The following is a 24836-nucleotide window of genomic DNA, read 5'->3' as shown; positions in this document are numbered from 1 at the left end:
TAAAGGATGGCTGTTTCAGTTAAACAGTTCTAAGGAGAAGAGTTATGACGTTAGAAAATGCTGTAAGAGTATTTGCCGGCACTATGATTTTAGTTTCGGTTTTACTCACCGTATTCGTTCACAGTAACTTCATTTGGTTTACTGTGTTTATTGGCGCTAACCTAATTCAGAGTGCTTATACCGGAATTTGTCCTGCCGCTTACTTTTTAAAGAAATTTGGTTTTAGATAACCTAGATGTTTCGAGCTGGCTCTACAATGTAAGTCAGCTCATCCTAAAGCTTGGAGTTAATAATGACTAAGATTTTAATCGTCGGTGGTGTCGCTGGTGGCGCATCTGCAGCAGCGCGCGCTCGTCGTCTGAGTGAAGACGCAGAAATTATCATGTTTGAGCGCGGTCCATTCGTGTCTTTTGCAAACTGTGGCCTGCCATACCACATTGGTGGCGATATCCAAGAACGCAGTAAACTCTTACTACAAACGCCAGAAAGCTTCCTAGCGCGCTTCAATGTCGATGTTCGCGTGATGAATGAGGTAGTCTCGGTAAACCGTCAGGATAAAACCATCGTGGTTAAGAACCTAATTGATGGTTCAGAATACGAAGAATCGTACGACTTCTTGCTGCTTAGCCCAGGCGCAGGCCCTATCGTTCCGCCAATTCCTGGCCTTGATAATCATCTCACTCACTCGCTACGTAATATTCCAGATATGGATCGCATTATTGAAACGATCCAAATGAACAAACCAGAACATGCGACTGTGGTAGGCGGTGGCTTCATCGGTTTAGAGATGATGGAAGCGTTCCATCAGCTAGGTATCAAAACTTCTCTGATTGAGATGGCTGACCAAGTCATGACGCCCGTTGACCGTGAAATGGCGGGATTTGCTCACGCTGAAATTCGAGATAAAGGCATCGATCTGAAACTTGGTGTGGCACTTGAGTCTGTTCAGTTCGTACCTAACGAACATGTTGCCAGCTTTGACTCCGGTGAAAGTGAAAAGCACCAACACTTAGAAGGCGAACTGGAGCTAACACTTAATAATGGTGAGAAGTTAACGACTGATATTCTCATCATGGCGATTGGTGTTCGTCCTGAGACCAAGCTTGCCCAAGAAGCTGGCTTAGAAATCGGTGCCCTAGGTGGTATCTCTACCAATGAATACATGCAAACCAGCGATCCTTCAATTTACGCGGTTGGTGATGCAGTAGAAGAAAAAGATTTTGTCACTGGCGAACCAACATTGGTGCCGCTAGCTGGCCCTGCAAACCGTCAAGGCCGCATGGCTGCAGATAACATGTTAGGTCGCAGTGAAACCTATCAAGGTACACAGGGGACGGCGATTTGTAAGATCTTTGACTTAGCTGTTGCTTCAACCGGTAAAAATGAGAAACAGCTGAAACGTGCGGGTATTGATTACGACAAAGTGTACGTTCATACCGCAAGCCACGCGAGCTACTACCCTGGCGCAGAAGTGGTGTCGTTCAAAATGCTGTTCGAACCAAAATCAGGCAAAATTTTAGGTGCTCAAGCCGCAGGTAAAGATGGTATCGATAAACGTATCGACGTGATGGCAGTGGCTCAGCGCGCTGGCATGACGGTTGAACAGTTACAGCACTTAGAACTGACCTACGCGCCACCTTACGGCAGCGCGAAAGACGTAATTAACCAGGCAGCATTTGTTGCCAATAACATCATCAAAGGTGATGCTACCGCGATTCATTACGATGAGATGGATTCACTGACTGATGACCAGGTGTTACTTGATGTACGTAACCCGGGTGAGCTTGAAAGTGTTGGTTTTATTAAAGATGCTATCAACATTCCTGTCGATCAATTACGTCACCGCATGGATGAGCTTCCAAAAGACAAAGAGATTGTGATTTACTGCCAAGTTGGTCTGCGTGGTAACGTTGCGTACCGTCAGCTCGTCAACAATGGCTTTAAAGCACGTAACCTGATTGGTGGTTACCGCACTTACAAGTTCGCTAAAGCTTAATTGACGCGTCAATAGCGAGTACGAGTAAGTAAAAAAACAAACGGCTGATAGTGATTGTCAGCCGTTTTTCTTATCCCGAATTTTGTAGTGCTATGTTAGCTATCTATTCTGTTTCAATAAGCGCTATCTCATCTGATGTGGATTTCTCCAACTTAATCGCAATGAACTTAGAAGTTGGCGTAAAGGTTCTGTCCCCATAGCTATCCAGCGGTACCAATGGGTTAGTTTCTGGATAATATGCGGCAGCCTGACCAGCAGGAACATCATACGCAACCAGCGTGAATCCGCTCACTCTCCGCTCTACGCCATCTTCCCACAATGACACCATGTCCACTTTGTCGCCTGATTCAAAACCAAGCTTTTTGATGTCCGCTTCATTGATGAACAAGACTTCTCGCATCCCAAAAACGCCACGATAGCGGTCATTTAAACCATATAGAGTCGTGTTGTATTGATCGTGCGAGCGCATGGTTTGCAGAATAAGATCAGGCCTCTGACCTTTTTCTAATAGAGCTTCACTGATCAACTGTTTTGGTAGTTCGCTGTCGCTGAACTGGGCTTTGCCACTCGCCGTATTCCATCTGCGCTCAGCGGCTGGGTTCACCAAATGGAAACCACCCGGATTTTTAAGCTTGCTGTTGAAGTCTGTGAACCCAGGAATTGTGTCGGCGATAAGATCTCTAATTCGATCATAATCTTCTATCACCCAGTTCCAATCAATTGGATGCGTGCCTAGCGTCGCATTCGCAATACCAGCAATGATTGCGGGTTCTGAACGTAAGGCTTTGGAACGAGGTTTCAACTGACCATAAGAGATGTGCACCATACTGAAAGTGTCTTCAACCGTTACACCCTGCGGCCCGTTTTCCTGAGTATCTATTTCAGTGCGCCCCAAGCAAGGCAGAATCAATGCATCTTTACCAATCACTAAATGCGAACGGTTGAGCTTAGTCGAAATGTGAACGGTCAGATTACAGTTTCGCATTGCATCGTGAGTACGTTCGGTGTCCGGTGTCGCTTGAGCAAAGTTGCCGCCTAAACCAATAAATACTTTCGCCTGGCCTTCTTCCATTGCTTTAATTGCTTGAACCGTATTGTGACCTACACCACGAGGCACTTCGAAGTTGAATCGACGCTCAATGCTATCAAGCAGTTGGTCAGATGGCTTTTCATCGATGCCCATTGTACGGTCACCCTGAACGTTACTGTGTCCACGTACCGGAGAAAGACCTGCGCCCGCCTTACCAACGTTACCACGTAACATCTGTACATTAGCCACTTCTTTAATCGTTGGCACGGAGTGACGGTGTTGCGTCAAACCCATGGCCCAACACATGATCACACGCTCAGCGCGTAAATACATGCGAGCGACCGTTTCGATTTCGCTTAAATCTAATCCAGATTGCTCAGCGATGTGCTCCCATGAAGTGGCATCTACTTCAGCTAAGTAGTCATCGATACCAATAGAATGCTGTTCAATGAATTCACGATCGAACACGGCTTTACCACCGGTTTCTAATGCTTCACGTTCCCATTGCAATAAAAACTTAGCCATACCACGAAACACTGCCATGTCCCCACCCAGTGCTGGACGCAAATATGCTGTATTCGTCGGCTCTGAACCATTACTGAGCATTTCTATCGGCATTTGTGGGTTTTGGAATCGCTCCAAACCACGCTCTTTTAATGGGTTGAAACAGATAACTTGTGCACCGCGTTTCACCGCTTCACGTAACGGCTCCAGCATACGTGGGTGGTTGGTTCCCGGGTTTTGGCCAATAACGAAAATCGCGTCCGCTTCTTCAAAGTCATCAAAGATAACCGTGCCTTTACCTACACCAATGGTGTCTTTCATGCCAAGCGCGCTGGCTTCATGACACATATTTGAGCAATCAGGAAAGTTATTGGTACCAAATGCACGTACGAATAATTGATATAAAAACGCGGCTTCATTGCTGGCGCGGCCGGAGGTGTAAAACTCCGCTTGGTGTGGCGATTCCAGATCATTGAGGTGTTTTGCCACTAACTGAAAAGCCTCTTCCCAAGAAACTGGAACATAGTGATCAGACTCGGCATCGTATTTCATTGGGTGTGTAATACGCCCTTGATATTCGAGCCAGTAATCTGTTTGAGTAGAAAGAGAAGATACACTGTGGTTAGCGAAGAACTCAGGATCAACCAGTCGATTGGTGGCTTCCCAGTTAACAGCCTTTGCGCCATTTTCGCAAAAGTTTACTTTACCGCTTTCTGGTGATTCACCCCAAGCACATCCTGGGCAATCAAAACCGCCATTTTGGTTGGTTTTCATCATGGTGCGGATGTTTTTCACCGCATTTTCGCTTCCCCACCAGCTTCTTGTCACGGCTTTGAGCGCACCCCAACCACCTGCTGGACCTTTGTATTCTTTTATTCTTTCTTTTTGGCTCACGACTTTACTCCTCGTATATAGGAACAACAGCAAACAGGCTGCCCGGGAAAACAAGCGCGCAAAATCGCGGGAGTCATGAAGGGGCGTTTTCAATCTGGACAAGTAAAGGCTCTGTATGTGTAAGACTTTACTTGTCCAGATTGTATGAGTTCTGGTACCCGTCTACTGTTTCAGAATGTTCAGACACAATCTTTAATGCTGTGTTTTGATCTGAATCAAAGGTTAAGTCGTTACTTTGTATGCGTCCAATTGATATCCCTGACCGGCTGATAAATAAAATCTATCACGACTTTAAGACAAGACATTCATCACATTTTTCATCAATTGAATTTATCAGAGAATTCGTTTTATGCGGTGTTTAAACTGAGATCTCACGCTCGACTCAGTAATTACGATGAGATTTACGATAGACATTATCTATCACCCTATAGATACTTTAGATTTGACCCCAATCAGTATCGGGAATAGCCTTGATTTAGATCAATTTTGAGCACATTTTCGCTCTTGACATAAAAAGAGTAGAAACAGGTAACTCAAATATTGATGAAGATAAAGAATGCATAAATATTGCCTTTTCAAATCGCGCGACCCGTTACTGTGACTCACAAAGCAAGGTTAAGTTAGCCAAGATGGATATCAAACAACTTAAATACCTAATAGCACTCGAGCAGACCAAACACTTTGGTCAGGCGGCGGCATTGTGTCACATTACTCAGCCGACACTTTCGATGAGAATTAGAAGTTTAGAGGAAGAGCTAGACTTAGAATTAATCCAAAGAAGTCAACGCTTTGAAGGATTCACGGAAGCTGGAGAGCGTATTTTAGCGTGGGCCAAAACCGTGTTAGCGGCTCACGATGGTTTACAAGCTGAAGCCGCCAACTGCAGAGGACAACTGGTCGGCTCGCTTAGGCTGGGTATGGTGCCTTTAGCCAGTCAAAACCCTATGCAGCTGATTAAACCACTCGCTGAAGCGTTTCCGGAATTGCAATTTCAGATCCTCTCAATGACGACGGAACAGATCATAGACCAGCTCAATCGAAACCAACTCGATTTGGGTATGTGCTACGTCGATCAGGTGAACACGGCCTATTTTGACGTTATTGAATTGGACTCAACAAAACTCGGGGTGTTGTTTGACGAGCGTTATTTTGATTTTGCCGAATCAGAAGTAATGTGGAAATCATTAAATAACATCCCGCTTGGCTTACTATCAAAAGGGATGCACTACAGACACTCTATTGATATTAGCTTTATTAGCAAAGGGCTTGTCCCTCAAACGGTCATTGAAAGTAACTCCACCTTTCACCTTGTCCAGGCGGTAACCAGCGGTCTTTGCTGTGCGATTATGCCTAGAAACTGTGGCCTTGAAGAGTTAAACGATACGCTTCGTATTGTACCGATTGAAGAAGCCGCCGTTCATGCGCCTTTAGGCTTGCTAAAACGTAAACAAGAGCCTTTTTCTGCACTCACAGATCAGTGCTTTTCAATCGCAAAAACCATATTTAATTAACAACGAATACGCATCAGTTAGACGAGCGTGAGGTGATTTCATGAGATGTACCACTCAATCTTATTTTGAATTGTCGGACTTTAACCAGGCTCCGCCTCAGCCAAACGCGTTTAACTATCGTGAAATGAAAGACGGTCGCCCTCTGCAGCAAACTTCGCTGGCCAGTGAATCCGCGCTCGCTATCAGTTATAACGGGATTAGCCAAGCTGTAATGATGGTGACTCCGGGGCACTTAGAAGATTTTGTTAAAGGGTTCAGTCTGAGCACAGGAATCATCAACGACTTTAAAGAGATTAAAGATATTGAAATTGGTGGTGACAACGAATCGCATTATGCAGAAGTCGAAATCAGCAACCGAGCATTCTGGTCTCTAAAAACGCAGCGCAGAAACCTTGCAGGGACAACCGGATGTGGCATTTGTGGGGTCGAAGCGTTAGAGCAAGCCTTACCTGATCTAGAACCGCTTTCCCCTTCTCTTCCCCCTCGCCCGGATGCTTTTGAAGGGTTGAGAGAGAAAGTCGCTTTGCATCAAAATGCAGCTCGTGAATCAGGAGCGCTTCATGCTGCACTGTTTGCTGATTTACAGGGAAATATCTTGTCCTGTCGCGAAGACATTGGTCGTCACAATGCATTAGATAAACTCATCGGTGCGCTGGCGAATAATCACATCGAACCACAAAATGGGTTTGCGATCATGACTAGCCGTTGTAGTTTAGAATTGATCCATAAAGCGGTACGAGCTCGCATCCCTACTCTGGTTTGCCTTTCCGCGCCAACCGCATTAACTGTGGAATGGGCAAGACGGAATCATCTCAATTTGATTCACTTGCCAAAACACGGAGCACCGAGGCTTTATAGCCCAGCGCCGTAATCGAAGAGCATACTCAGTGGAGGTTTGATTCAGTGATAGTACCTATCAAGATATTAAACCTATCGCGTATAAACGAAGATTATCCGTGGTATTTGTTGCAAAACGTATAATCAACGTTGTAATCAAGGCCACAATCACTACAATCTCTGGTTCGATTTTTCAGTGAACGTTTGTATGCCGAAGTTAAACCTAGATAATACCGCCCAACACTCCGCTCTTTCTAATATTGAGACCAGCAGTAAAATCCAATCGGCATTAGAACCGAAATTCCACAAGCCAACGACGCGCCTTTGTTTAAGTCCAAAACTGTCGCATGAGCACTTAACTCGCCGCTGGGCAGTCCTGGAACAAACCACGAATAAAGACCTTCTTCTCGATCCTTTTACCCGAGAACATTGTGAGTCATATTCCAACAATATCGAGCATTTCATTGGCACTGTGAATGTGCCCGTTGGTATTGCTGGCCCATTGCGAGTAAACGGTTTACATGCAAACGACGACTACTTAGTTCCACTCGCAACCACCGAAGCGGCTCTCGTTGCTTCTTACAACCGTGGCGCCAACCTAATCACTGCGGCAGGCGGTGCCAGTGCATTGCTACTTAGTGAAGGCGTGAGCCGTACGCCGGTGTTTGGCTTTAACAACTTAGCAGAAGCAGGACAGTTCGTAAGTTGGGTCACTACCCAGTTCGACATTTTTTGCCAGATTGCAGAGTCGACTACCTCTCACGGGAAACTCAAAGACATCAACATCAATATAGAAGGCAACCATGTCTATTTGGTTTTTGAGTATGTCACCGGTGATGCCTCTGGTCAGAATATGGTGACCATAGCGACTAACCAAGTGTTCCATCACATTTTAGCGGTTAGTCCGGTTAAGCCGGTTCAAGCTTTTCTTGATGGCAACCTCTCGGGTGATAAAAAGCCAAATGCCCATACTCTGCGGTCTGTACGTGGTAAAAAAGTCTCAGCCGAAGTCACGATTTCTGCAGAATTAGTCAAGAAGTACCTACATACAACGCCAGAATCAATGGCTCAGTTTACCCATATGAGCACCGTGGGTGGTTTATTGAGTGGCACTATCGGCGTCAATGCCCATTACGCTAACGCACTCGCCGCACTTTATATTGCATGCGGTCAGGATGCGGCTTGCGTCGCTGAATCCGCGATAGGTATTACGCGAATGGAGGTTGATTCAAAAGGCAATCTCTACGCGAGTGTCACGTTGCCGAATATCATGGTGGGCACAGTTGGTGGCGGTACAGGGCTGCCAACACAAAAAGCCTGTCTCGATATTCTCGGATTACATGGCAACGGAAAAGCGAAGGCACTTGCCGAAGTCACGGCTGCATTATGTCTCGCGGGTGAGCTCTCAATTATTGGCGCATTTTGTGCGGATCACTTTTCCCGTGCTCATCATAAACTGGCAAGAAAATAACCCCATATATCCAAAGAAGGCAGATTTGCTTTCTTTGAAGCTAACTCTGCCACATCAATAAATTATCCAGCCCTATTTATCTCATGTACTCGTTGGTCTTACCCGAGCGACGAGTACATGCCGCCTACTCACCTTCAATTACCTAAAATAGTACTAATTTCACCCAGAATGCTTTTTTTAGGCGAATCCAGACCTCTATACTCGCTCACTAAGTTGATTACTTAATACTCTTTCTCAGGTAAGCGAGTCAGTGATGATACGTCATATAAAGAATGGAATGTCTTATTGGTTTTTAGGGTTGTTTGTGGCACTTGTGTGTTCGATACAACCTGTTTATTCAGCAAGTAAAACGTCAGATGATACTGCCCGTATTCTTTATCAAACCACGTTTGGCCCCACACCCGCTCTTATAAAGACCGTCGAAAAGCTAGGCGTCGAAGGCTGGGTCAATCAACAAATGAAGCTCCCTCCTACGTATCATGAACCTCTGTTCAACACGCCTTTTACCAAAGGTGCACAAGCCAACCGTGAAAATGCGTGGTACCAAATCGTCATCAGTTCCGAAGACCAACTCAGGCAGCGAATGGCCTTTGCACTCAGTCAAATATTGGTGGTTTCCCGCTATGGAGGCGTACTGTCTGGCAAACCTGCTGGCTTAGCGAACTACTACGATGTGCTTGTAAAAAACGCATTTGGTAATTATCGCGATCTGCTATTTGAAATCGCAACGCATCCCGTTATGGGAAACTACCTGTCAATGATGGGGAGTGCTAAAGAAAACCCGTCTACCGGTGCGTTGCCAGATGAGAACTTTGCCCGAGAGCTAATGCAGTTATTCACGCTCGGACTTTACAAATTGAATATGGATGGAAGTACGGTCGTTGATAACAATACTGGTAGACCTATCCCGAGCTATACACAAAATGATGTTCAGGAACTTGCCCGTGCTTTAACCGGATGGAAAAGCAGCGATGTTGACTTTGTGGAGCCTATGCAAGTCATTAATAAACTGCATGACTCTGGCGAAAAGAAGATCTTAGATACTACTCTCCCAGCAGGGCTCACTGGTCAGGAGGAACTATCCCGCGTCATCGATATTTTAATGTCCCATCCTAATATCGCGCCATTTGTGTCAAAACGATTAATCCAGCGTTTCGTTACCTCCAATCCAAGTCCTGAGTATGTAACCCGTATTTCTACGGTTTTTAATGACAATGGTAAAGGAATCAAAGGGGATCTAAGCGCGGTAATGAAAGCGATATTACTGGATGAAGAAGCGTCGCTGCAGACTGAACGTCAACCTAAAAAAGTCAAAGAGCCTATTTTGGTTCTGACCAATTTTCATCGCGCCGCAGGCTTTACTCTGAAAGGTGCGCGATATGATGATGCCACGACCGTTATGAATATCGCCAACCAAGGTCCACTGCGCGCACCTTCAGTATTTAACTTCTACTCGCCAGATTACCAGCCATCGAACGAATTTATGCAGTCTTCGATGGTGTCACCAGAGTATCAGTTACTTAATTGGTCAGCTTATACCGATATCGTTAATTTTATGCTTACCGATATCCGAGATGGAGGCGATAACACATACTCACTTAACCTCGATGGTCTTTATGCGCTGCTTGATGATCATCCAGCACTCGTCGAACAGATCAATCAACGGTTCTTCGCTGGTACAGCATCTTCTGAGCTAATAACACTCATGCTTAACGTGCTAGACGATTATCCATCCGAGTATGTGCCCAAAGCAAAGCTCTCAATCGTTATCTTCACCGCTATTTCAGGCGAAGAATTTTATCTTCAATACTAGGAGTGAACGATGGATCATTCACGACGTCATTTTATTAAAGGATCTGCATCCCTTGGGGCTTTTGCATCGTTGGGATTACCTGCCTATTCACTCGCTTCGCCAACAAACGACTTTCGCGCCCTTATTTGTGTCTACTTAATGGGCGGAAATGATGCCATTAATACGGTTTTGCCATTGTCAGATTTTCACTATAAGCAGTATTCAGACGTGAGAGGTGCATTAGCCGTTCCCAAAGATGCCATTGTCCCTACCGGACTGAGTGTATTGGACACAAATGGCAGAAAGGTACCTTTGGGTTTACATCCTCAGCTTAGTGCGCTTTCTTCACTTTTTGAGCGTGGTGACGCGAACATTGCCGTCAATACTGGCATACTCGAGCAACCTCTTACCAAACAAGCTATTGAATCTGGCGAGTTACCCTTACCTGAACAGCTTTTCTCTCACAACTCTCAGACGGATTCCTGGCTGCGAGGCGGAATGGAGGCATCACGTAATTTGGGCTGGGCTGGCCGCATCTTAGACGTGTTAAATTCAAACGCTGAAGTGACTCCCCTTTATAGTGTCTATGGCGAATCACTCTGGTTAAGGGCGATGGAGCATCGACAGACAGTATTAAAAAAGGACCGAGTCGTAAAACTGTCCGCGCTCGATAATCTCGTCTACAAGGGGATTTACAATCAATTACTATCTGGAAGTACAAATAACCCTTTCAGTGATCACTTTCATGTCATGATTAACGAGTCGATGACAATGAGTCACGTACTTTCTGAACAGCTCAACCAAATACAAGATTCTCCCCTTTTCACGTCATCTGAACTTGGCAAACAAATGCAAACGGTATTTAAGCTGATTGCCAGCCAGAATGATATGAACCAAAAACGACAAATATTTTTTGTAAAGCACAACGGGTATGACCTTCACGATTCACAACTCGCACGACACCCGGTGTTATTAGAGGACTTAGCCACAAATTTATTCGCAATGTATCAGTCGCTCGATAAACTGGGGATGAGCAAAAATGTCACCTCTTTTACGATGTCTGATTTTGGACGTCGAATGACGGGAAATGGAAATGGCACGGATCATGGTTGGGGCGGACATCAACTGCTGTTAGGTGGCGCTGTCAACAGCAACCAGCCTATTGGTACATGGCCCGAGTTAGTTCTGGGTGGACAGGACGACTATTCAAGAGGCAGACTTATTCCGAAAGTAGCGGCGGACCAAGTAGGTGCCACACTTGCTCAATGGATGGGTGTCAGCGATAACGCTGCATTGGAGTATGTATTTCCTAATATCCGCAACTTTGCAGACTCGAATCTTGGGTTTATGTCTTAGAGGCATAAAAAAGGGAGCAGATTTGCTCCCTTAATGAATCAGATTATGCTTCGGTACGGCGACGCTCGTTACACAGTCGGATTGCACGTTCAAGTAATTCAAGTGCGGATTTATCGCACTCTGGTAACGCTGCGTCACTTTCCGCAATTGGCGTTACGCGGTCACCCCATTTAAGAACGGCGGCACCCCATGTTAGACCGGCACCGAAAGCCGCTAAAAGCAAGTTATCGCCTGGCTTGACTCGCCCTTGCTCTAACGCCTCACACAATGCAATTGGCACCGTTGCTGCTGAGGTATTGCCATACTTATGAATGTTCACAAACGCTTTCTCTTGTGGGATGCCCGAAAGATCACACAAGGTCTGGATGATTCGAATGTTAGCTTGGTGTGGGATCACCACATCAATTTGTTCGGTTGTGAGCTCAGATTCTTTAAGCACGTTTTTCGCTGCTAAGCCCATGCCCTTCACTGCGCGTTTAAAGATCTCTTGTCCTACAAAGTTGAAGTCCCAGAAACCGTTATCTTCCGCAAATCGATCCATACAAGAACCAAACTTAGGCACTGCAAGTATGTCGCGCCCTTTTGCGTCACAACCGATTTTAGATTGTAACAGTCCAGTCTCTTTGTCAGTTCTAGATAAAACAACAGCGCCTGCGCCATCGCCAAACAAAACGGCAGTATCACGCATTGCCCAATCGATGAAGAAAGAAAGCCTTTCAGCACCAATAATAATGGCATGACGGTAATTTCCCGACTGAATCAAACGCGTGCCCGTTTCCAGACCGTATACAAAGCCGGTACAGGCAGCATTTAAATCAAAAGATGCAGCTGAACGAATATCCAGATTTTGTTGAACTTTCGATGCGATATTTGGGATTAGGGAATCGGGTGAGCACGTCGCGACGATAATCAGGTCAACTTCACTCGCATCAACACCAGCACGAGCTAACGCGTGCTTTGCAGCGACTGTTGCCATGTCAGAAGTGTTTACGTGACTAATGCGGCGGTTTTCGATGCCAGTGCGAGAGCGAATCCACTCATCAGAGGTATCAAGGAATGTACTAAGATCATCGTTAGAAAGTACAGTTGGCGGTACACATTTTCCCCAACCTGTAATTTCAGCGTAGTAATTTGACATCACAGACCTATTTATTGTTGTAATTTAGTTAAGTTTCTTAGAACCTAAGTAGGTTCAAATAAAGACTTGCCAGTTCGTAGCAAGTCCAAAGTAAAGAAGAAAATTATACGCTTTATGGAGCTGACTGATAAGTCAAGTTTTCACAAAGTTGTCATAAAGGAAGAAGTCATGTCATCGTTTAAAACTCGCTGTCCATCATGTGGCGGTTTAAATCATGTACCCAACGAGCGCGTTGCAGAAAATGCGACTTGCGGAAAATGTAAAAGCTCTCTTTTAGATGGTGCGCCTATAGAAGGGACAACGGAAAACTTTTCCGCGCTATTACAAAGCCCTACGCCAGTCGTCGTTGATTTTTGGGCTCCGTGGTGTAACCCATGTGTTGGTTTTGCACCTGTTTTCTCAGATGTCGCAGAGGAAAAAGCGGGAACGGCTCGTTTTGTCAAAATTGACACAGAAGCACAACAACAGCTTGCGGCTCAATTTGGCATTCGCAGTATTCCTACTATCATGGTTTTCAAAAACGGACAGCGTGTTGATGTACTCAACGGAGCGCTACCTAAATCTCAGTTCGAACAGTGGCTAAATCAAGCTGTTACTAAGTGACCTATCAAGCCAGCTACCTCTTTTAGCTGGCTTTTTATTCCGCAAAATCCCACCTCTTTTTGATAAAGAATATTTGTCGATACGACTCAAATTTATCGTTTTACTTGCAAAATAATTAGCTTCATATTCGCGCCCATAAACTACCCGTAAAACATAAACTAATAGGCGCAAAGCAGTGGAAAACAAAGCCTTCCTTCCAGCATCACCACGTATCACCGTTCCTGTCATCGCATTATCTCTATATGCGGTGGCTTCTGGTTATTTAATGAGCCTGATACCTTTAATGCTTGGTGAGTACAACATTTCTGCGGACTACGCGAGTTGGTTAGCAAGCGTGTTTTATGGCGGTTTATTAACGGGTGCTATCTTTTTTGAACGCATTGTACGTTCCGTTGGACACAGAAACGCGTTTATTGCTTGCTTGATGGCTTTCTCGCTAACGATTGTTGCAATGCCTGTATTTGCAAACGGCTTTGTATGGCTAGTTGCGCGTTTTATCGCGGGCATCGCTGTTGCTGGCGTTTTTGTGATAGTTGAGTCATGGCTAATGTCTGGTGACGAAACCTCACGTGCAAAGCGTCTGAGCTTGTACATGCTATCACTTTATGGTGGTTCAGCCTTAGGTCAATTCGGTATTGGCGTACTTGGCGTGAGCGGTGGTGTTCCTTTCATCGCCATCACTACGTTAATCTTAATGGCGATACTAGTACTTAAGTTTGTTGACTGTGAACAACCAAACAGCCACGAATCGACTGCGTTGTCATTTAAACAAATTATGAAGCTTAATCATGCGGCAATCATCGGCTGCATCGTTTCTGGTTTAACACTAGGTGCGATTTATGGCCTGATGCCTCTTGAGTTGATTAATCGTCAAATCAGCCACCAAGAAATTGGAACATTAATGGCATTAGTGATCCTAGGTGGTATGGCAGTGCAACCGTTAGTGACAGCGTTGAATAAGTACATGAGCCGTACAGTACTAATGGCATTTTTCTGTCTGTTAGGCATGTTTTCTATCGGTATCACGTTTATTTCAACGTCAACGGCGGTACTTGCTGCATCGCTTTTCTTATTGGGTGCAGCGACATTCGCTCTATACCCGGTTGCGATCAACTTAGGCTGTGCAGGGCTAGACGAGCGCTTTATTGTTTCAGCGACTCAAGTAATGCTATTTAGCTACAGCATCGGGTCAGTAGCAGGCCCTGTCGTAGCTGACAGCTTCATGGGTCAGGTACATGGTTTGTTAGGTTACTTATTTGCCACTTTAGTCGCGACATGTATTTACATGTTGTTGGCGGCGAGTAAAACCAAACAACAAATGGCAGCTGGTCTCTGATCATTTATTACTAAAATCTGAATACAAAAAACGAGAGCAAGTCGCTCTCGTTTTTTAATTACTACGCCGCTTGTAACGATTCGATGCATTTGCAGCAAGTTTGTCTGGAACGCCTCGCTTTTCGTGAAGCAAATGTCTGATCGCTAACACAGGATGTTTCAGCAGCATCCTCGGGCCGGAATAGCGCATTATTAAGCGCATTTGTTCTTTCGGCTCAGGTTTATAACAGTGGATTGGGCATTTATTGCAAGTTGGCTTATTCTCGCCATAAGGACACCGATCAAGACGCATTTCTGCGTAATCCAGTAAATCACGGCACTCAGTGCAAAGCTCACCTTTCGAACCATGATTAGCCCGACAATACACTTCCACCATCGCTTTGACGGTTTTAAATTCGGTGGCAAGTTTGCCGAGTAAAATATCACTCATTACATTAACCAAATTAAACGTTTAGATATTAGAATCTATTTATACTCAATAGACTTAGTGACGGTCGCTCAGTGGTCAGGTTTTTTAAATCAGAAACCCATTAAAGTTGTAACTTAGTGGAAAAATCACTATCCTGCCTCGCTAAATTAAAGGACCAGCACCATGAACCGCAAGAAGAAAATCAATCAAATCTTAAAGGCAAAACAGAAAAAGCATAACGCTAAGCTACATAAGAGCAATAAGCCTCGCTATATTTCAAAGGCTGAGCGAGCCAAAATGGAAGCTGAAGAACAAAACCAAGTGACCGAGTCAGCTGAACAGAGCGTAAACACGCAAGTCAGTGACGAAGCATAAAAGAAGCCGCTTATAGCGGCTTTTCTATATAGAAAGAACTTATACTAATTAACAATTAACTAAGTTGATTTTCGTCACTTTTCACCGCAATAAGCTTTTTGTTTTCTGCCAATCTAGGGCAATTATCGCAAAGTTTTCTACCTTCACATTTATAAACCAGACAGCAACTTTTTCTCACTAATTTCAATGGTAGAGCCACAGACGGTTCATAAAGTGACAGCGCGTTGTTGGTATCCATATCAAGCGCCTGAAGCCATAACACGGCATGCTCTCTTATCATGGCGTTTGTCATCTGCGGAAAGTGCTGCTGCAATCGCATTAACCCAACCAAAATACCGTCTGAGATTAATTGATGGGTAAACCCCGGTCGAATACGGGTCCATTCACTCATTTGATTTTGATAGTAGTCGAAAAGTGATTTTATCTGTGCACCAGCAGTGTTTATCAGCGTCTGATGATCGCCCTGAACAAGTGATTTATCTTGAAAACGATAACCGCTGACAAAGCAGGGCTTAACGGATTGAGCCATACCATACAGGTTCGGTAGTGAATGAAAGTGGTAGATGGATATCAAGGCCACATAGACTGGTTGCCAACATAATAAATCCCATGTTCTGGTCAGCCAGTAAGCTCTGCCCGCTTCTGGAAAAGCTTCAGATAGCTGCTGATATAAATCCTGAATAATTGGGTTGATGTCGTTATCAGTATGAATCTCGCCTTCGCTTATGCTCCCTAAATCACCATGCAGGTACGGCGTTATCGCATTTGTGGCTTGGAAAAGTTGTGGGAAGAATGATTCGGACATGACTATTCAGTTTGATGGTATATGGGCTGTATCTTTATACTCAAACATTAATTTAAATGCAAACCATTCTCTTTATCACTGAAGCATAAAGCCATCGAATTCCATGAAAGTGAGTCCCGACAATGACTATCCAGACATACTTGGTTACGAAAAATCAGGCTAAATCACAACATATATTTAAAGTGCGTCGCATTTTTATGCCTTAGCTCGTCAAAATAGTAAACACAATTCATACACATCGATAAACGTACATTAACAGATGGAGTCTGTAGCGTGAGTTAATACTCGTTCTTAAACATTACTTTGCGTCATCTAAGGTAATGTGAACAACATAAAGTACTTTTCCTGAGAATAGATAAACAATGGAAGCAATTGTTTTGAATAAGGAAATCTGCTCATGCTGTATCTAGAGTTTCTGTTTTTGCTCGTGATGCTTTATATCGGCTCACGCTATGGAGGTATCGGCCTTGGGGTCGTTTCTGGTATCGGTCTGGTGATAGAAGTCTTCATTTTTAAGATGCCGCCGACCTCTCCTCCCGTCACCGTAATGTTAATCATATTAGCCGTGGTTACTTGTGCATCGATTCTAGAAGCTGCGGGTGGTTTGAAATACATGCTTCAAGTCGCGGAGCGAGTGCTGCGTAAGAACCCTAAACGCGTGACTCTGATTGCTCCCTTTGTTACTTACTTTATGACCTTCTTGCTAGGTACTGGCCATGCGGTGTATTCGATCATGCCGATCATTGGTGACGTTGCACTGAAAAATGGTATTCGTCCTGAGCGCCCAATGGCTGCTGCCTCTGTCGCTTCTCAGATTGCGATTACGGCTTCTCCAATTTCTGCCGCAGTGGTTTACTACTTAGCGCAGTTATCGGATATTCAGCATGAAATCACTCTGCTTTCAATTCTGCTTGTGACAGTGCCAGCTACCTTATTTGGTACATTGCTTATGTCACTTTACAGCTTAAAACGTGGTAAAGAGCTAGAAGACGATGAAGAATACCAAAATCGCCTGAAAGATCCGGTGTGGCGTGAAAAGATCTTAACCACAACCGCGACATCTTTAGATGAAGTGCTTCCGACTAGCGCTCGTAATTCCGTACTTATGTTCATTTCGGCTATCTTGGTTATTGTCGTTATCGCGATGTGGCCGGAAGTTCGTACGATTGTCGATGGTGAAAAGCCAATCAGCATGGCCGTCGTCATCCAAATGATGATGCTCTGCTTTGGCGGTATTATTCTGCTGGCAACGAAAACCGATCCTCGTAAAGTGCCTGATGGTGTCGTTTTCAAATCGGGTATGGTGGCTGCCATCGCTATCTTTGGTATCGCCTGGATGTCGGACACATACTTCCAATACGCAATGCCTCAGTTTAGAACGGGCATTGTGGCGATGGTCACCGACTATCCGTGGACGTTTGCACTTGCGCTCTTCATCGTGTCTGTAGTGGTAAACTCGCAAGCAGCAACAGCACGTATGATGCTGCCGGTTGGCTTAGGTTTGGGGCTTGATCCGGCCTTGTTGATTGGTTTGATGCCTGCAGTATACGGTTACTTCTTCATCCCTAACTACCCTTCAGATATCGCAACCGTTAACTTTGATACGTCTGGTACGACGAAGATTGGCAAATGGTATTTCAACCACTCATTTATGTCGGTAGGTCTGATTGGTGTGATTGGTGCTTGTTGCTTAGGTTACGTATTAGGACAAATGATCATCCCATCATAGTTATTGCTATTTGAATAAAGACGAGTCATTGTACAAAGTGTACGCCTGAAATGACTCGTCTTTTTCATGCCTGGCGCTTGCACTCCAGCCATAATCTATTGTTTCTTACTGTTTAAAGCAGAAAATTCTCATCTATTTCAACGAAAGTGTCTGCACAGTCAATGAGTGTTTGCGATGTCAATTTCGGAACGCCATAAACCGTAACTTTCTTGTTGTATCGCTGTTGAATGCGCTCCACCAGCAAACTAAAGTCACCATCGCCAGAAACAAGAATCACTGTATCGACATCAGGCGCAATCTCGATTGCATCCAGAGTAATACCGACGTCCCAATCGCCCTTCGCACTGCCATCACGTCTTTGGATAAAAGGCTTTAACATTACCTCAAAACCAACACCTCTAAGGATATGGTGAAACTGTCGTTGCTTAGGATCATTACTCGCAATCGCATAAGCCTTCGCGCTGACAACGTCCTTACCTTGCGTAGCGACATACCAAAACTGGTTGTAATCGAAATTGCAACGGTAGGCTTCACGGCAGGTGTAATACACGTTCTGTACATCAACCAGAATCGCTATTTTTTGTTTACTTTCCGAAGTCATTTAATTCTATACGTTGTTTATTTGCTGCCTACCCTAAGCCAGTTTGCAAAAAAGCACAATGAGCCATTTCCACTAAACTTAACGTATAAGCGAGAGTGTTAGCATATAAAGGATCAGTCATGAGTAAACCAATCATTTTGATACTACTTTTAGGCTTGGTATCACCGACAACCTTTAGCTACCCCTCTTACGCTCAATACTGGCCGCATCGCAGTGTACTTTTCTTCGCGCCAGCGAACGATGCCCGTGTTAAACAGTTCCTGCTTGAAACACTAATGAACGAATGTGAACTTGAAGAACGTGACATCGTCACTTTAGTCATTGCCGAAGATGGCTTTACGTTTCCTAAGGGGATAAAAGAGGAACTGGATGTCTCTGTTTTGTCGAAGAAATATGATGTAAAACAGGGAGAGTACACTGCTATTTTGCTTGGAAAAGATGGCCTGGAAAAGTATCGCTGGGGCGCAGAAACGGACTGGCAATTCATCAACGAGTTAATTGATGAAATGCCAATGCGTAAGCAAGAAATGCAAAGCCAAAGCAGCCCCTGCAAAATTTAATCGTTGACCTCTTGGGGGAACCAAGCCAACTTGTTTTGAAGTTGCGTAACGCTTCCAACCACGATCAGCGCCGGACTTTCTGCCTGCGCAGCCATACGAGATAATTCATTCAGTTTGCCAACAAGCACACGCTGCTCTGGCCTTGTACCATTTTCAATAATTGCACATGACATGTCTGGCGCTAAACCATGTGTAATGAGCTTGTCCATGATATACCCACTCTGTTTGAGCCCCATATAAAACACTAAGGTGTTGTTTGACTGCGCTAAAGAGTGCCACTCAATTTCACGACCATCTTTCTGTACATGACCAGTAATGAATTGAACACTTTGAGCGTGATCGCGATGCGTAAGTGGAATACCAGCGTATGCCGTTGCGCCAGCTGCCGCTGTGATACCCGGTACCACTTCGTATTTTATTCCGTATTCGGCAAGCTCTTCTAACTCTTCACCACCACGGCCAAAAATGAACGAATCACCACCTTTTAAGCGAACTACACGTTTACCTTCCTGCGCTTTCTGTACCAAAATCTGGTTAATTTGCTCTTGTGGCACACAGTGAAAATCTAGCTTTTTCCCCACGTAAATCATTTCTGCTCGCGCATTCGCCAACGCCAAAATGTCTTTAGATACCAATCGGTCATAGACCACCACATCTGCAGATTGAATCGCTTTCCAACCCTTTACGGTGAGCAAATCCGGGTCGCCAGGCCCTGCGCCAACAAGTGAAACAAAACCGCTGTTTAACGAGGTGTTAATAGTAGTCATAAAATGGCCTATTGAGAAATTTAGATATAAAGAGTAACACTCTCACTATGCTCTTAGGGCTAAAACCACTCTAAGGAGTTATTACTTTTTATCTCTAAACCTATAAAATATAGTGCGAAAGTTAAGAGTAAAGAATGGCCCCACCCATCAAGTAGCGGGACCATAACAAGCGAATTATTTAGCCATTGCAGGCTCTGCTTTTACTTCTGATTCCGCAGTTAGAGAAGGTGCAGTTTTTGCGTGCGTTAAGTACAGTGGCAGACATGTCATCACCAAGCCACCAACAATGTTACCTAAAATGGTTGGGATAAGGTTGAAGTTCAACCAAGTTGCAATACCAAAGTCAGCACCCAGAATCATTCCTAGCGGGAATAGGAACATATTTACCACGGTATGCTCGAACACTAATGCGAAGAAGATGAAAATTGGGAACCACATCATCGCAACACGGCCAGATACAGAACGCGCAGTCATGTTACCAATTACGCCTAAACACACCATTAGGTTACAGAAGATGCCGCGTACAAAGCAGGTGATCCATCCGTCCATGCCCATGTTTTCAAAGCCAAGGCTACGTGCCGTTGATACCGCGACAAATTTCTTCGCTACCGCATTGAGTTCTAATGAGAAGTTACCGGTAAGAGAGATCGCGACAAGGTAAGCTACGATAAGAGAGCCGATAAGGTTACCTAAACCAACAAGACCCCAACAACGGAAAATACGCCCCCAAGTAATACCCGGACGGTTTGCAAACTTAGCCAGCGGAGCAAGGCCGAATACGCCAGTAACCAGGTCGTAGCCCATTACACTTAGGATGACAAAACCAACAGGGAAGACCAAAGCCCCTACTACACCCATACCTGTTTGTACGATGGTCGTTATCGCGACAACAACCGCCAAAGAAAGAATAATACCTGCCATCGTACCGCGTAACAGTAGGTCTCGAGTGCTGGTATTGGTTTTTGCTTCACCAACGTTGATCATAGTTTGCACGAACTCAGCTGGTTTAAAGTCTGTAGACATGAACGTGTCCTTATTCAAAAATGAAAGTTAAAAGTTAGAGATTGAATAGAGAAAGGCTTCCCAATTACGACTCGCGGTTGTCGTGGTCATTTCTCGGTGTCCTCCCAGAAACGACCTCCGGGAAGCCTTTATCTATTAAATCTAAGTATTCAATCAATGCCCTCCTCGTTTGAGGAGGGCATATTCGCTAAGCTTGTATCTCGACGTCACCATTGGTAACACGTGTTTTGTACGCTTTCACACTAAAACCTTCGTCTTCCATGCAAACACCGGTGGTTAGGTTAAAACGTTGCTTCTTAAGTGGACTTGCTACCCAAAGCTCGCCTTGGTGCTGACAAATCAAACCACGCGATAACACGTTTGATTGGAAAAACGGATCGGTATTACTAATTGCCAACACTTCTTCCGCTTCAGTCGGGCGAAATACCGCAACTTGCTGACCATTAAACAGTGCACAAACACCGGTACCCGGTACGATTTCGTTGATATGACAGATTTTTTCAAATGACATAATCCACCTTCCCTTAAGCTTCAGTCATGGCTACGTGTAGGATGTCGCCTTTCGCTTCAGGGTGTTTCTCCGTGAAGGTCGCCGGGCGGTGCTGTTCGCGCTCAGGTACAAACACAACGTTTTCATCGCGTTTATCTGAGTTAATAAAGTGTGCAAAGCGAGTCAGTTGTGATTCGTCGTTGATGGTTGCTGTCCATTCACACTCGTACTCATCAACAAGCTTCGCAACGTCTGCTTCTAATTGATCATTAATGCCAAGTTTGTCGTTTACGATCACTTCGCGTAGGTAGTCGACACCACCTTCCATGTTTTCCATCCAAACTGAGGTGCGCTGTAGTGGCGCAGCCGTACGGATGTAGAACATCATGAAACGGTCGATGTACTTAATTAGCGTTTCTTTATCCAGATCGCTTGCTAACAGATCTGCGTGACGAGGCTTCATACCGCCGTTACCACACACGTACATGTTCCAACCAGCATCTGTTGCGATGATGCCAAGATCTTTACCTTGCGCTTCGGCACACTCACGAGTACAGCCAGACACGCCGAACTTCATCTTGTGTGGAGTACGAATGCCTTTGTAGCGATTTTCGATGAATGAACCCAAACCAACCGAATCTTGAACACCATAACGACACCAGGTTGAACCCACACACGTCTTAGCCATACGAAGGGCTTTAGCGTACGCTTGACCGGTTTCAAAACCAGCGTCGATTAACTTGCGCCAGATCTCCGGAAGATCGTCTTTTTGAGCACCAAACAAACCAATACGTTGAGCACCTGTCACTTTGGTGTATAAGTTGTACTCTTCTGCGACTGCTGCTAGCGAGCCTAAGGCTTGAGGGGTTACTTCACCGCCAGCCATACGCGGAATCACAGAGTAAGTACCGTCTTTTTGAATGTTACCCAGGAAGTTGTCGTTGGTGTCGTGTAACTTAACCAGTTGTGGCTTAAGAATGTGCTCACCCCAGCAAGACGCTAAAATCGAACCAGCTAGCGGCTTACATACTTCACAGCCGTAGCCTTTACCGTACTTCTCTAGTAGCTCATCGAACGTTTTAATTTCTTCAATACGAATAAGATGGAACAGCTCCTGGCGAGAGTACGCAAAGTGTTCACATACGTCGTTCTTCACTTCAATACCAGATTTCGCAAGCTCTGCGTTGAGTACTGAAGTCACAAGAGGAATACAACCACCACAACCAGTACCTGCACCAGTGACGGCTTTAATGTCGCCTAATGTATGGTGACCATCCGCTACCGCCTGTGCGATTTTGCCTTTTGTCACATCAAAACATGAACAGATCACCGCACTTTCAGGTAGGGCGTCAGCACCTAGTGCTGGTTTCTCAGCACCTGCGTGTGCAGGCAGGATAAGCGCATCCGGATGTTCTGGTAGGTCGATTTCGTTTAGCATGAGCTGCAGTAGATCGCCGTAGTCAGACGTATCACCAACTAGCACTGCACCAAGTAGCTTTTTGTTATCTGCAGAGACAATCAGGCGTTTGTAAACTTCTTGCTCTTCGTTTTGGTAAACGTAGCTCTTACAACCTTCAGTACGGCCATTCGCATCTCCGATTGAACCTACTTTCACGCCAAGCAGTTTCAGTTTTGCAGACATGTCTGCACCCTGGAATTTACTTTCAGTGTTACCTAACAGGTGATCAACTGCGACGGTTGCCATTTTGTAACCTGGCGCGACAAGGCCATAGAACATGCCATTCCAAGAGGCACATTCACCAATTGCGTAGATGTCTTTGTCTGAGGTCTGACAGTGGTCATTGACTTCGATACCGCCGCGCGCGCCCACTTCCAATTCCATTTGACGAGCAAGTTTGTCTTGAGGGCGGATACCCGCAGAGAAAACAATGAAGTCAGTCTCTAACTCTGTGCCGTCAGCAAAACGCATCACATTGCGTGCGTTTTCCCCTTCCGGAGCAATCTCAAGCGTGTTCTTGCTGGTGTGAACGTTCACACCCATACGCTCGATCTTTTGACGCAGTTGATTACCACCTGCAAGGTCAAGCTGTTCTGCCATCAGTTTTGGGGCGAATTCAACAACATGCGTTTGCACACCTAATGCTTTTAGCGCACCAGCCGCTTCAAGACCTAGTAAACCACCACCGATGACCACACCAGATTTACTGTTCTTCGCACATGCTTCAATCGCTTTGAGATCTTCAATAGTACGGTAAACAAAGCAATCTTTACTTTCATGGCCTTTGATAGGTGGAACAAAAGGAAATGAGCCAGTCGCTAGAATCAACTTGTCGTATTGAACTTCACGGCCTGTATTTGAATACACAATACGGTTTTCACGGTTAACGTTGATGGCACGTTCGCCGATCAACATATTGATGCCATGTTTCTGGTAAAAACCTTCTTTTACCAATGAAAGTTCGTCGGCAGTGTGATGTGAAAAGTAAGAGGAAAGGTGCACACGATCGTAGGCTACTCGTGGTTCTTCGCAGAAAACGGTGATATCCAACTCGGAGACATCCGCTTTCTCGACTAAGTCTTCAATGTAACGATGCCCTACCATACCGTTACCGATGACTACTAGTTTCAACTTGCTCATTATAATTCCTAAGGGTTAGGTTTTTATCACTGAGCTCATTGTCATTTGTGTAAGAAAATTAATACATGATGTAAATCAATTACAATTTCAAACTACCCTAAAGGGGTAGACGCCTGTATTTTCGCATAATTTCAATCAAATACCGTAATTTAAAGACATAAAACTGATGATTGAAATACAGTAATAAGTACAATTTAATTCATTAGTTTTCATCTCCCTTCACACTTATGAACCTTCTGATTTCTTTATAAAAATCAATCTTATCAATAAAAATCTTTTACTAGCTAATAAGCATTATAAGGACTAGAATCAGATTTCATTCATGTGGTTAATTCATGTGATACATACCCTATTCGACATATAAAAGCCGTCCCATATTTATGAGGCGGCCTTTTGTTTTTGGAGTCAGAAAATGTCAGAAAGCAACCCTATCTATATATCAAATATAGATATTAATAGAATCACAGCTATGCTGGACAAGATGCCAAGTGTCGCTGCTGAGTTAGTAAAGCTGGAAGAAGAACTTGATAGAGCAATCGTTGTTGAGCCAGAAGAAATGCCAGACAACGTTGTACGGATGAATTCTACTGTTGAATTTAAGTTCTCTGGTGATGAGAAGGTGTTAACCAGAACACTTGTCTATCCGCAAGACCTAAAAAGCAGCGACGATATTTCAATTTTCGCTCCGGTTGGCAGCGCGTTAATCGGACTAGCTATTGGACAAAAGCTCGACTGGCCAATGCCAAATAAACAAACAAAAACCATTGAGATAGTCAATGTTACCTACCAACCTGAGCAAAGTGGTGCCCTAACTCGCTAGCCTCAGTTGTCCCGGTGCAAAGGAACACCATAACTTTGCACCAGGAGCGCTTATCTTTCCAGCCCACTTTTTCGTGCCAATTTGGCAGCATACTCTAAACTATTCGCTTATATTTCCCCTTAATTCAATGATACCGAATAGAAAACTTTCGATATGTTTCGTATATTGAATGCACCGAAAACCGTCATACC

General features: G+C 44.7%; 22 protein-coding genes. 13 read left to right on the top strand and 9 right to left on the bottom strand.

The window, feature by feature from the left end:
* The first annotated feature begins 44 nt into the window (after positions 1–44).
* Entirely contained in the window at positions 45–230 is a 186-nt protein-coding gene (locus tag VEJY3_RS19790; protein ID WP_014234195.1) for a DUF2892 domain-containing protein, read from the top strand.
* Between the two features lie 62 nt (positions 231–292).
* Positions 293–1996 (top strand): FAD-dependent oxidoreductase, encoded by a 1704-nt coding sequence (locus VEJY3_RS19785; protein WP_014234194.1) that lies wholly within the window; start codon positions 293–295, stop codon positions 1994–1996.
* A 103-nt stretch (positions 1997–2099) separates the two neighbouring features.
* On the opposite strand, the gene VEJY3_RS19780 is transcribed toward VEJY3_RS19785, so the two are convergent.
* Positions 2100–4424, bottom strand: coding sequence for an FdhF/YdeP family oxidoreductase (locus VEJY3_RS19780; RefSeq protein WP_014234193.1), 2325 nt, complete (start codon positions 4422–4424; stop codon positions 2100–2102).
* Between the two features lie 629 nt (positions 4425–5053).
* Here VEJY3_RS19780 and VEJY3_RS19775 point away from each other — a divergent pair.
* From VEJY3_RS19775 to VEJY3_RS19755, 5 genes are all read left to right on the top strand, one after another.
* Complete coding sequence (locus tag VEJY3_RS19775; RefSeq protein ID WP_014234192.1) at positions 5054–5935, top strand: LysR family transcriptional regulator; 882 nt, start codon at positions 5054–5056, stop codon at positions 5933–5935.
* Between the two features lie 40 nt (positions 5936–5975).
* Positions 5976–6806, top strand: a complete 831-nt coding sequence (gene fdhD, locus VEJY3_RS19770) for a formate dehydrogenase accessory sulfurtransferase FdhD (RefSeq protein WP_014234191.1) — start codon at positions 5976–5978, stop codon at positions 6804–6806.
* 174 nt (positions 6807–6980) lie between these two features.
* The gene (locus tag VEJY3_RS19765; RefSeq protein ID WP_014234190.1) at positions 6981–8243 is read left to right on the top strand and encodes a hydroxymethylglutaryl-CoA reductase; all 1263 of its coding nucleotides are present in this window, start codon (positions 6981–6983) and stop codon (positions 8241–8243) included.
* Between the two features lie 253 nt (positions 8244–8496).
* Positions 8497–10056, top strand: a complete 1560-nt coding sequence (locus tag VEJY3_RS19760) for a DUF1800 family protein (protein ID WP_041170403.1) — start codon at positions 8497–8499, stop codon at positions 10054–10056.
* A 9-nt stretch (positions 10057–10065) separates the two neighbouring features.
* The gene (locus VEJY3_RS19755) at positions 10066–11391 is read left to right on the top strand and encodes a DUF1501 domain-containing protein (protein ID WP_014234188.1); all 1326 of its coding nucleotides are present in this window, start codon (positions 10066–10068) and stop codon (positions 11389–11391) included.
* 43 nt (positions 11392–11434) lie between these two features.
* Here the strand turns inward: VEJY3_RS19755 and VEJY3_RS19750 are convergent, their stop codons facing one another.
* Positions 11435–12529 (bottom strand): ketoacyl-ACP synthase III, encoded by a 1095-nt coding sequence (locus VEJY3_RS19750; protein ID WP_014234187.1) that lies wholly within the window; start codon positions 12527–12529, stop codon positions 11435–11437.
* Between the two features lie 168 nt (positions 12530–12697).
* Here VEJY3_RS19750 and trxC point away from each other — a divergent pair, with 168 nt between their 5' ends.
* Complete coding sequence (trxC, locus tag VEJY3_RS19745; RefSeq protein WP_014234186.1) at positions 12698–13132, top strand: thioredoxin TrxC; 435 nt, start codon at positions 12698–12700, stop codon at positions 13130–13132.
* Positions 13133–13307: 175 nt separating this feature from the next.
* Entirely contained in the window at positions 13308–14468 is a 1161-nt protein-coding gene (locus VEJY3_RS19740; protein WP_014234185.1) for an MFS transporter, read from the top strand.
* Between the two features lie 54 nt (positions 14469–14522).
* On the opposite strand, the gene VEJY3_RS19735 is transcribed toward VEJY3_RS19740, so the two are convergent.
* Complete coding sequence (locus VEJY3_RS19735; RefSeq protein ID WP_014234184.1) at positions 14523–14897, bottom strand: nitrous oxide-stimulated promoter family protein; 375 nt, start codon at positions 14895–14897, stop codon at positions 14523–14525.
* Positions 14898–15059: 162 nt separating this feature from the next.
* Here VEJY3_RS19735 and VEJY3_RS19730 point away from each other — a divergent pair, with 162 nt between their 5' ends.
* Positions 15060–15251 (top strand): DUF2986 domain-containing protein, encoded by a 192-nt coding sequence (locus tag VEJY3_RS19730; RefSeq protein ID WP_014234183.1) that lies wholly within the window; start codon positions 15060–15062, stop codon positions 15249–15251.
* 55 nt (positions 15252–15306) lie between these two features.
* On the opposite strand, the gene VEJY3_RS19725 is transcribed toward VEJY3_RS19730, so the two are convergent.
* On the bottom strand, positions 15307–16056 hold the full coding sequence (locus VEJY3_RS19725; RefSeq protein WP_014234182.1) for a siderophore ferric iron reductase: 750 nt from the start codon (positions 16054–16056) through the stop codon (positions 15307–15309).
* 397 nt (positions 16057–16453) lie between these two features.
* On the opposite strand from VEJY3_RS19725, the gene VEJY3_RS19720 reads away from it, so the two are divergent.
* Positions 16454–17785 carry an anaerobic C4-dicarboxylate transporter gene (locus tag VEJY3_RS19720; RefSeq protein WP_014234181.1) on the top strand — a complete coding sequence of 444 codons (1332 nt, stop codon included), beginning with the start codon at positions 16454–16456 and terminating at the stop codon, positions 17783–17785.
* Between the two features lie 112 nt (positions 17786–17897).
* Here the strand turns inward: VEJY3_RS19720 and VEJY3_RS19715 are convergent, their stop codons facing one another.
* Positions 17898–18386 (bottom strand): NYN domain-containing protein, encoded by a 489-nt coding sequence (locus VEJY3_RS19715; RefSeq protein ID WP_014234180.1) that lies wholly within the window; start codon positions 18384–18386, stop codon positions 17898–17900.
* Positions 18387–18505: 119 nt separating this feature from the next.
* Here VEJY3_RS19715 and VEJY3_RS19710 point away from each other — a divergent pair, with 119 nt between their 5' ends.
* Positions 18506–18946 carry a DUF4174 domain-containing protein gene (locus VEJY3_RS19710; RefSeq protein WP_014234179.1) on the top strand — a complete coding sequence of 147 codons (441 nt, stop codon included), beginning with the start codon at positions 18506–18508 and terminating at the stop codon, positions 18944–18946.
* Here the strand turns inward: VEJY3_RS19710 and cobA are convergent.
* From cobA to nirB, 4 genes are all read right to left on the bottom strand, one after another.
* Positions 18943–19713 carry a uroporphyrinogen-III C-methyltransferase gene (gene cobA, locus VEJY3_RS19705; RefSeq protein WP_014234178.1) on the bottom strand — a complete coding sequence of 257 codons (771 nt, stop codon included), beginning with the start codon at positions 19711–19713 and terminating at the stop codon, positions 18943–18945. The genes VEJY3_RS19710 and cobA overlap by 4 nt on opposite strands.
* A 174-nt stretch (positions 19714–19887) precedes the next feature.
* Positions 19888–20736 (bottom strand): formate/nitrite transporter family protein, encoded by an 849-nt coding sequence (locus VEJY3_RS19700; protein WP_014234177.1) that lies wholly within the window; start codon positions 20734–20736, stop codon positions 19888–19890.
* Between the two features lie 187 nt (positions 20737–20923).
* Positions 20924–21247, bottom strand: a complete 324-nt coding sequence (nirD, locus tag VEJY3_RS19695; protein WP_014234176.1) for a nitrite reductase small subunit NirD — start codon at positions 21245–21247, stop codon at positions 20924–20926.
* 13 nt (positions 21248–21260) lie between these two features.
* Positions 21261–23825 (bottom strand): nitrite reductase large subunit NirB, encoded by a 2565-nt coding sequence (nirB, locus tag VEJY3_RS19690; protein ID WP_014234175.1) that lies wholly within the window; start codon positions 23823–23825, stop codon positions 21261–21263.
* 412 nt (positions 23826–24237) lie between these two features.
* Between nirB and rnk the strand changes: the two genes are divergently transcribed.
* Positions 24238–24645, top strand: a complete 408-nt coding sequence (gene rnk / locus VEJY3_RS19685) for a nucleoside diphosphate kinase regulator (protein WP_014234174.1) — start codon at positions 24238–24240, stop codon at positions 24643–24645.
* Positions 24646–24836 lie beyond the last annotated feature (191 nt).

The organism is Vibrio sp. EJY3 (assembly GCF_000241385.1).
Taxonomy (GTDB): Bacteria; Pseudomonadota; Gammaproteobacteria; order Enterobacterales; family Vibrionaceae; genus Vibrio; species Vibrio natriegens.
This window is presented reverse-complemented; position numbering and strand designations above follow the sequence as displayed.

Bases quoted from the DNA above. Each gene is read 5' to 3' on its own strand.
- rnk (WP_014234174.1), top strand. From the start codon at position 24,238: ATGTCAGAAAGCAACCCTATCTATATATCAAATATAGATATTAATAGA.
- VEJY3_RS19725 (WP_014234182.1), bottom strand. From the start codon at position 16,056: ATGTCCGAATCATTCTTCCCACAACTTTTCCAAGCCACAAATGCGATA.
- VEJY3_RS19710 (WP_014234179.1), top strand. From the start codon at position 18,506: ATGAGTAAACCAATCATTTTGATACTACTTTTAGGCTTGGTATCACCG.
- trxC (WP_014234186.1), top strand. From the start codon at position 12,698: ATGTCATCGTTTAAAACTCGCTGTCCATCATGTGGCGGTTTAAATCAT.
- VEJY3_RS19735 (WP_014234184.1), bottom strand. From the start codon at position 14,897: ATGAGTGATATTTTACTCGGCAAACTTGCCACCGAATTTAAAACCGTC.
- VEJY3_RS19750 (WP_014234187.1), bottom strand. From the start codon at position 12,529: ATGTCAAATTACTACGCTGAAATTACAGGTTGGGGAAAATGTGTACCG.
- VEJY3_RS19730 (WP_014234183.1), top strand. From the start codon at position 15,060: ATGAACCGCAAGAAGAAAATCAATCAAATCTTAAAGGCAAAACAGAAA.
- VEJY3_RS19700 (WP_014234177.1), bottom strand. From the start codon at position 20,736: ATGTCTACAGACTTTAAACCAGCTGAGTTCGTGCAAACTATGATCAAC.
- nirB (WP_014234175.1), bottom strand. From the start codon at position 23,825: ATGAGCAAGTTGAAACTAGTAGTCATCGGTAACGGTATGGTAGGGCAT.
- VEJY3_RS19785 (WP_014234194.1), top strand. From the start codon at position 293: ATGACTAAGATTTTAATCGTCGGTGGTGTCGCTGGTGGCGCATCTGCA.
- VEJY3_RS19755 (WP_014234188.1), top strand. From the start codon at position 10,066: ATGGATCATTCACGACGTCATTTTATTAAAGGATCTGCATCCCTTGGG.
- nirD (WP_014234176.1), bottom strand. From the start codon at position 21,247: ATGTCATTTGAAAAAATCTGTCATATCAACGAAATCGTACCGGGTACC.
- VEJY3_RS19715 (WP_014234180.1), bottom strand. From the start codon at position 18,386: ATGACTTCGGAAAGTAAACAAAAAATAGCGATTCTGGTTGATGTACAG.
- VEJY3_RS19760 (WP_041170403.1), top strand. From the start codon at position 8,497: ATGATACGTCATATAAAGAATGGAATGTCTTATTGGTTTTTAGGGTTG.
- cobA (WP_014234178.1), bottom strand. From the start codon at position 19,713: ATGACTACTATTAACACCTCGTTAAACAGCGGTTTTGTTTCACTTGTT.
- VEJY3_RS19775 (WP_014234192.1), top strand. From the start codon at position 5,054: ATGGATATCAAACAACTTAAATACCTAATAGCACTCGAGCAGACCAAA.
- fdhD (WP_014234191.1), top strand. From the start codon at position 5,976: ATGAGATGTACCACTCAATCTTATTTTGAATTGTCGGACTTTAACCAG.
- VEJY3_RS19790 (WP_014234195.1), top strand. From the start codon at position 45: ATGACGTTAGAAAATGCTGTAAGAGTATTTGCCGGCACTATGATTTTA.
- VEJY3_RS19765 (WP_014234190.1), top strand. From the start codon at position 6,981: ATGCCGAAGTTAAACCTAGATAATACCGCCCAACACTCCGCTCTTTCT.
- VEJY3_RS19720 (WP_014234181.1), top strand. From the start codon at position 16,454: ATGCTGTATCTAGAGTTTCTGTTTTTGCTCGTGATGCTTTATATCGGC.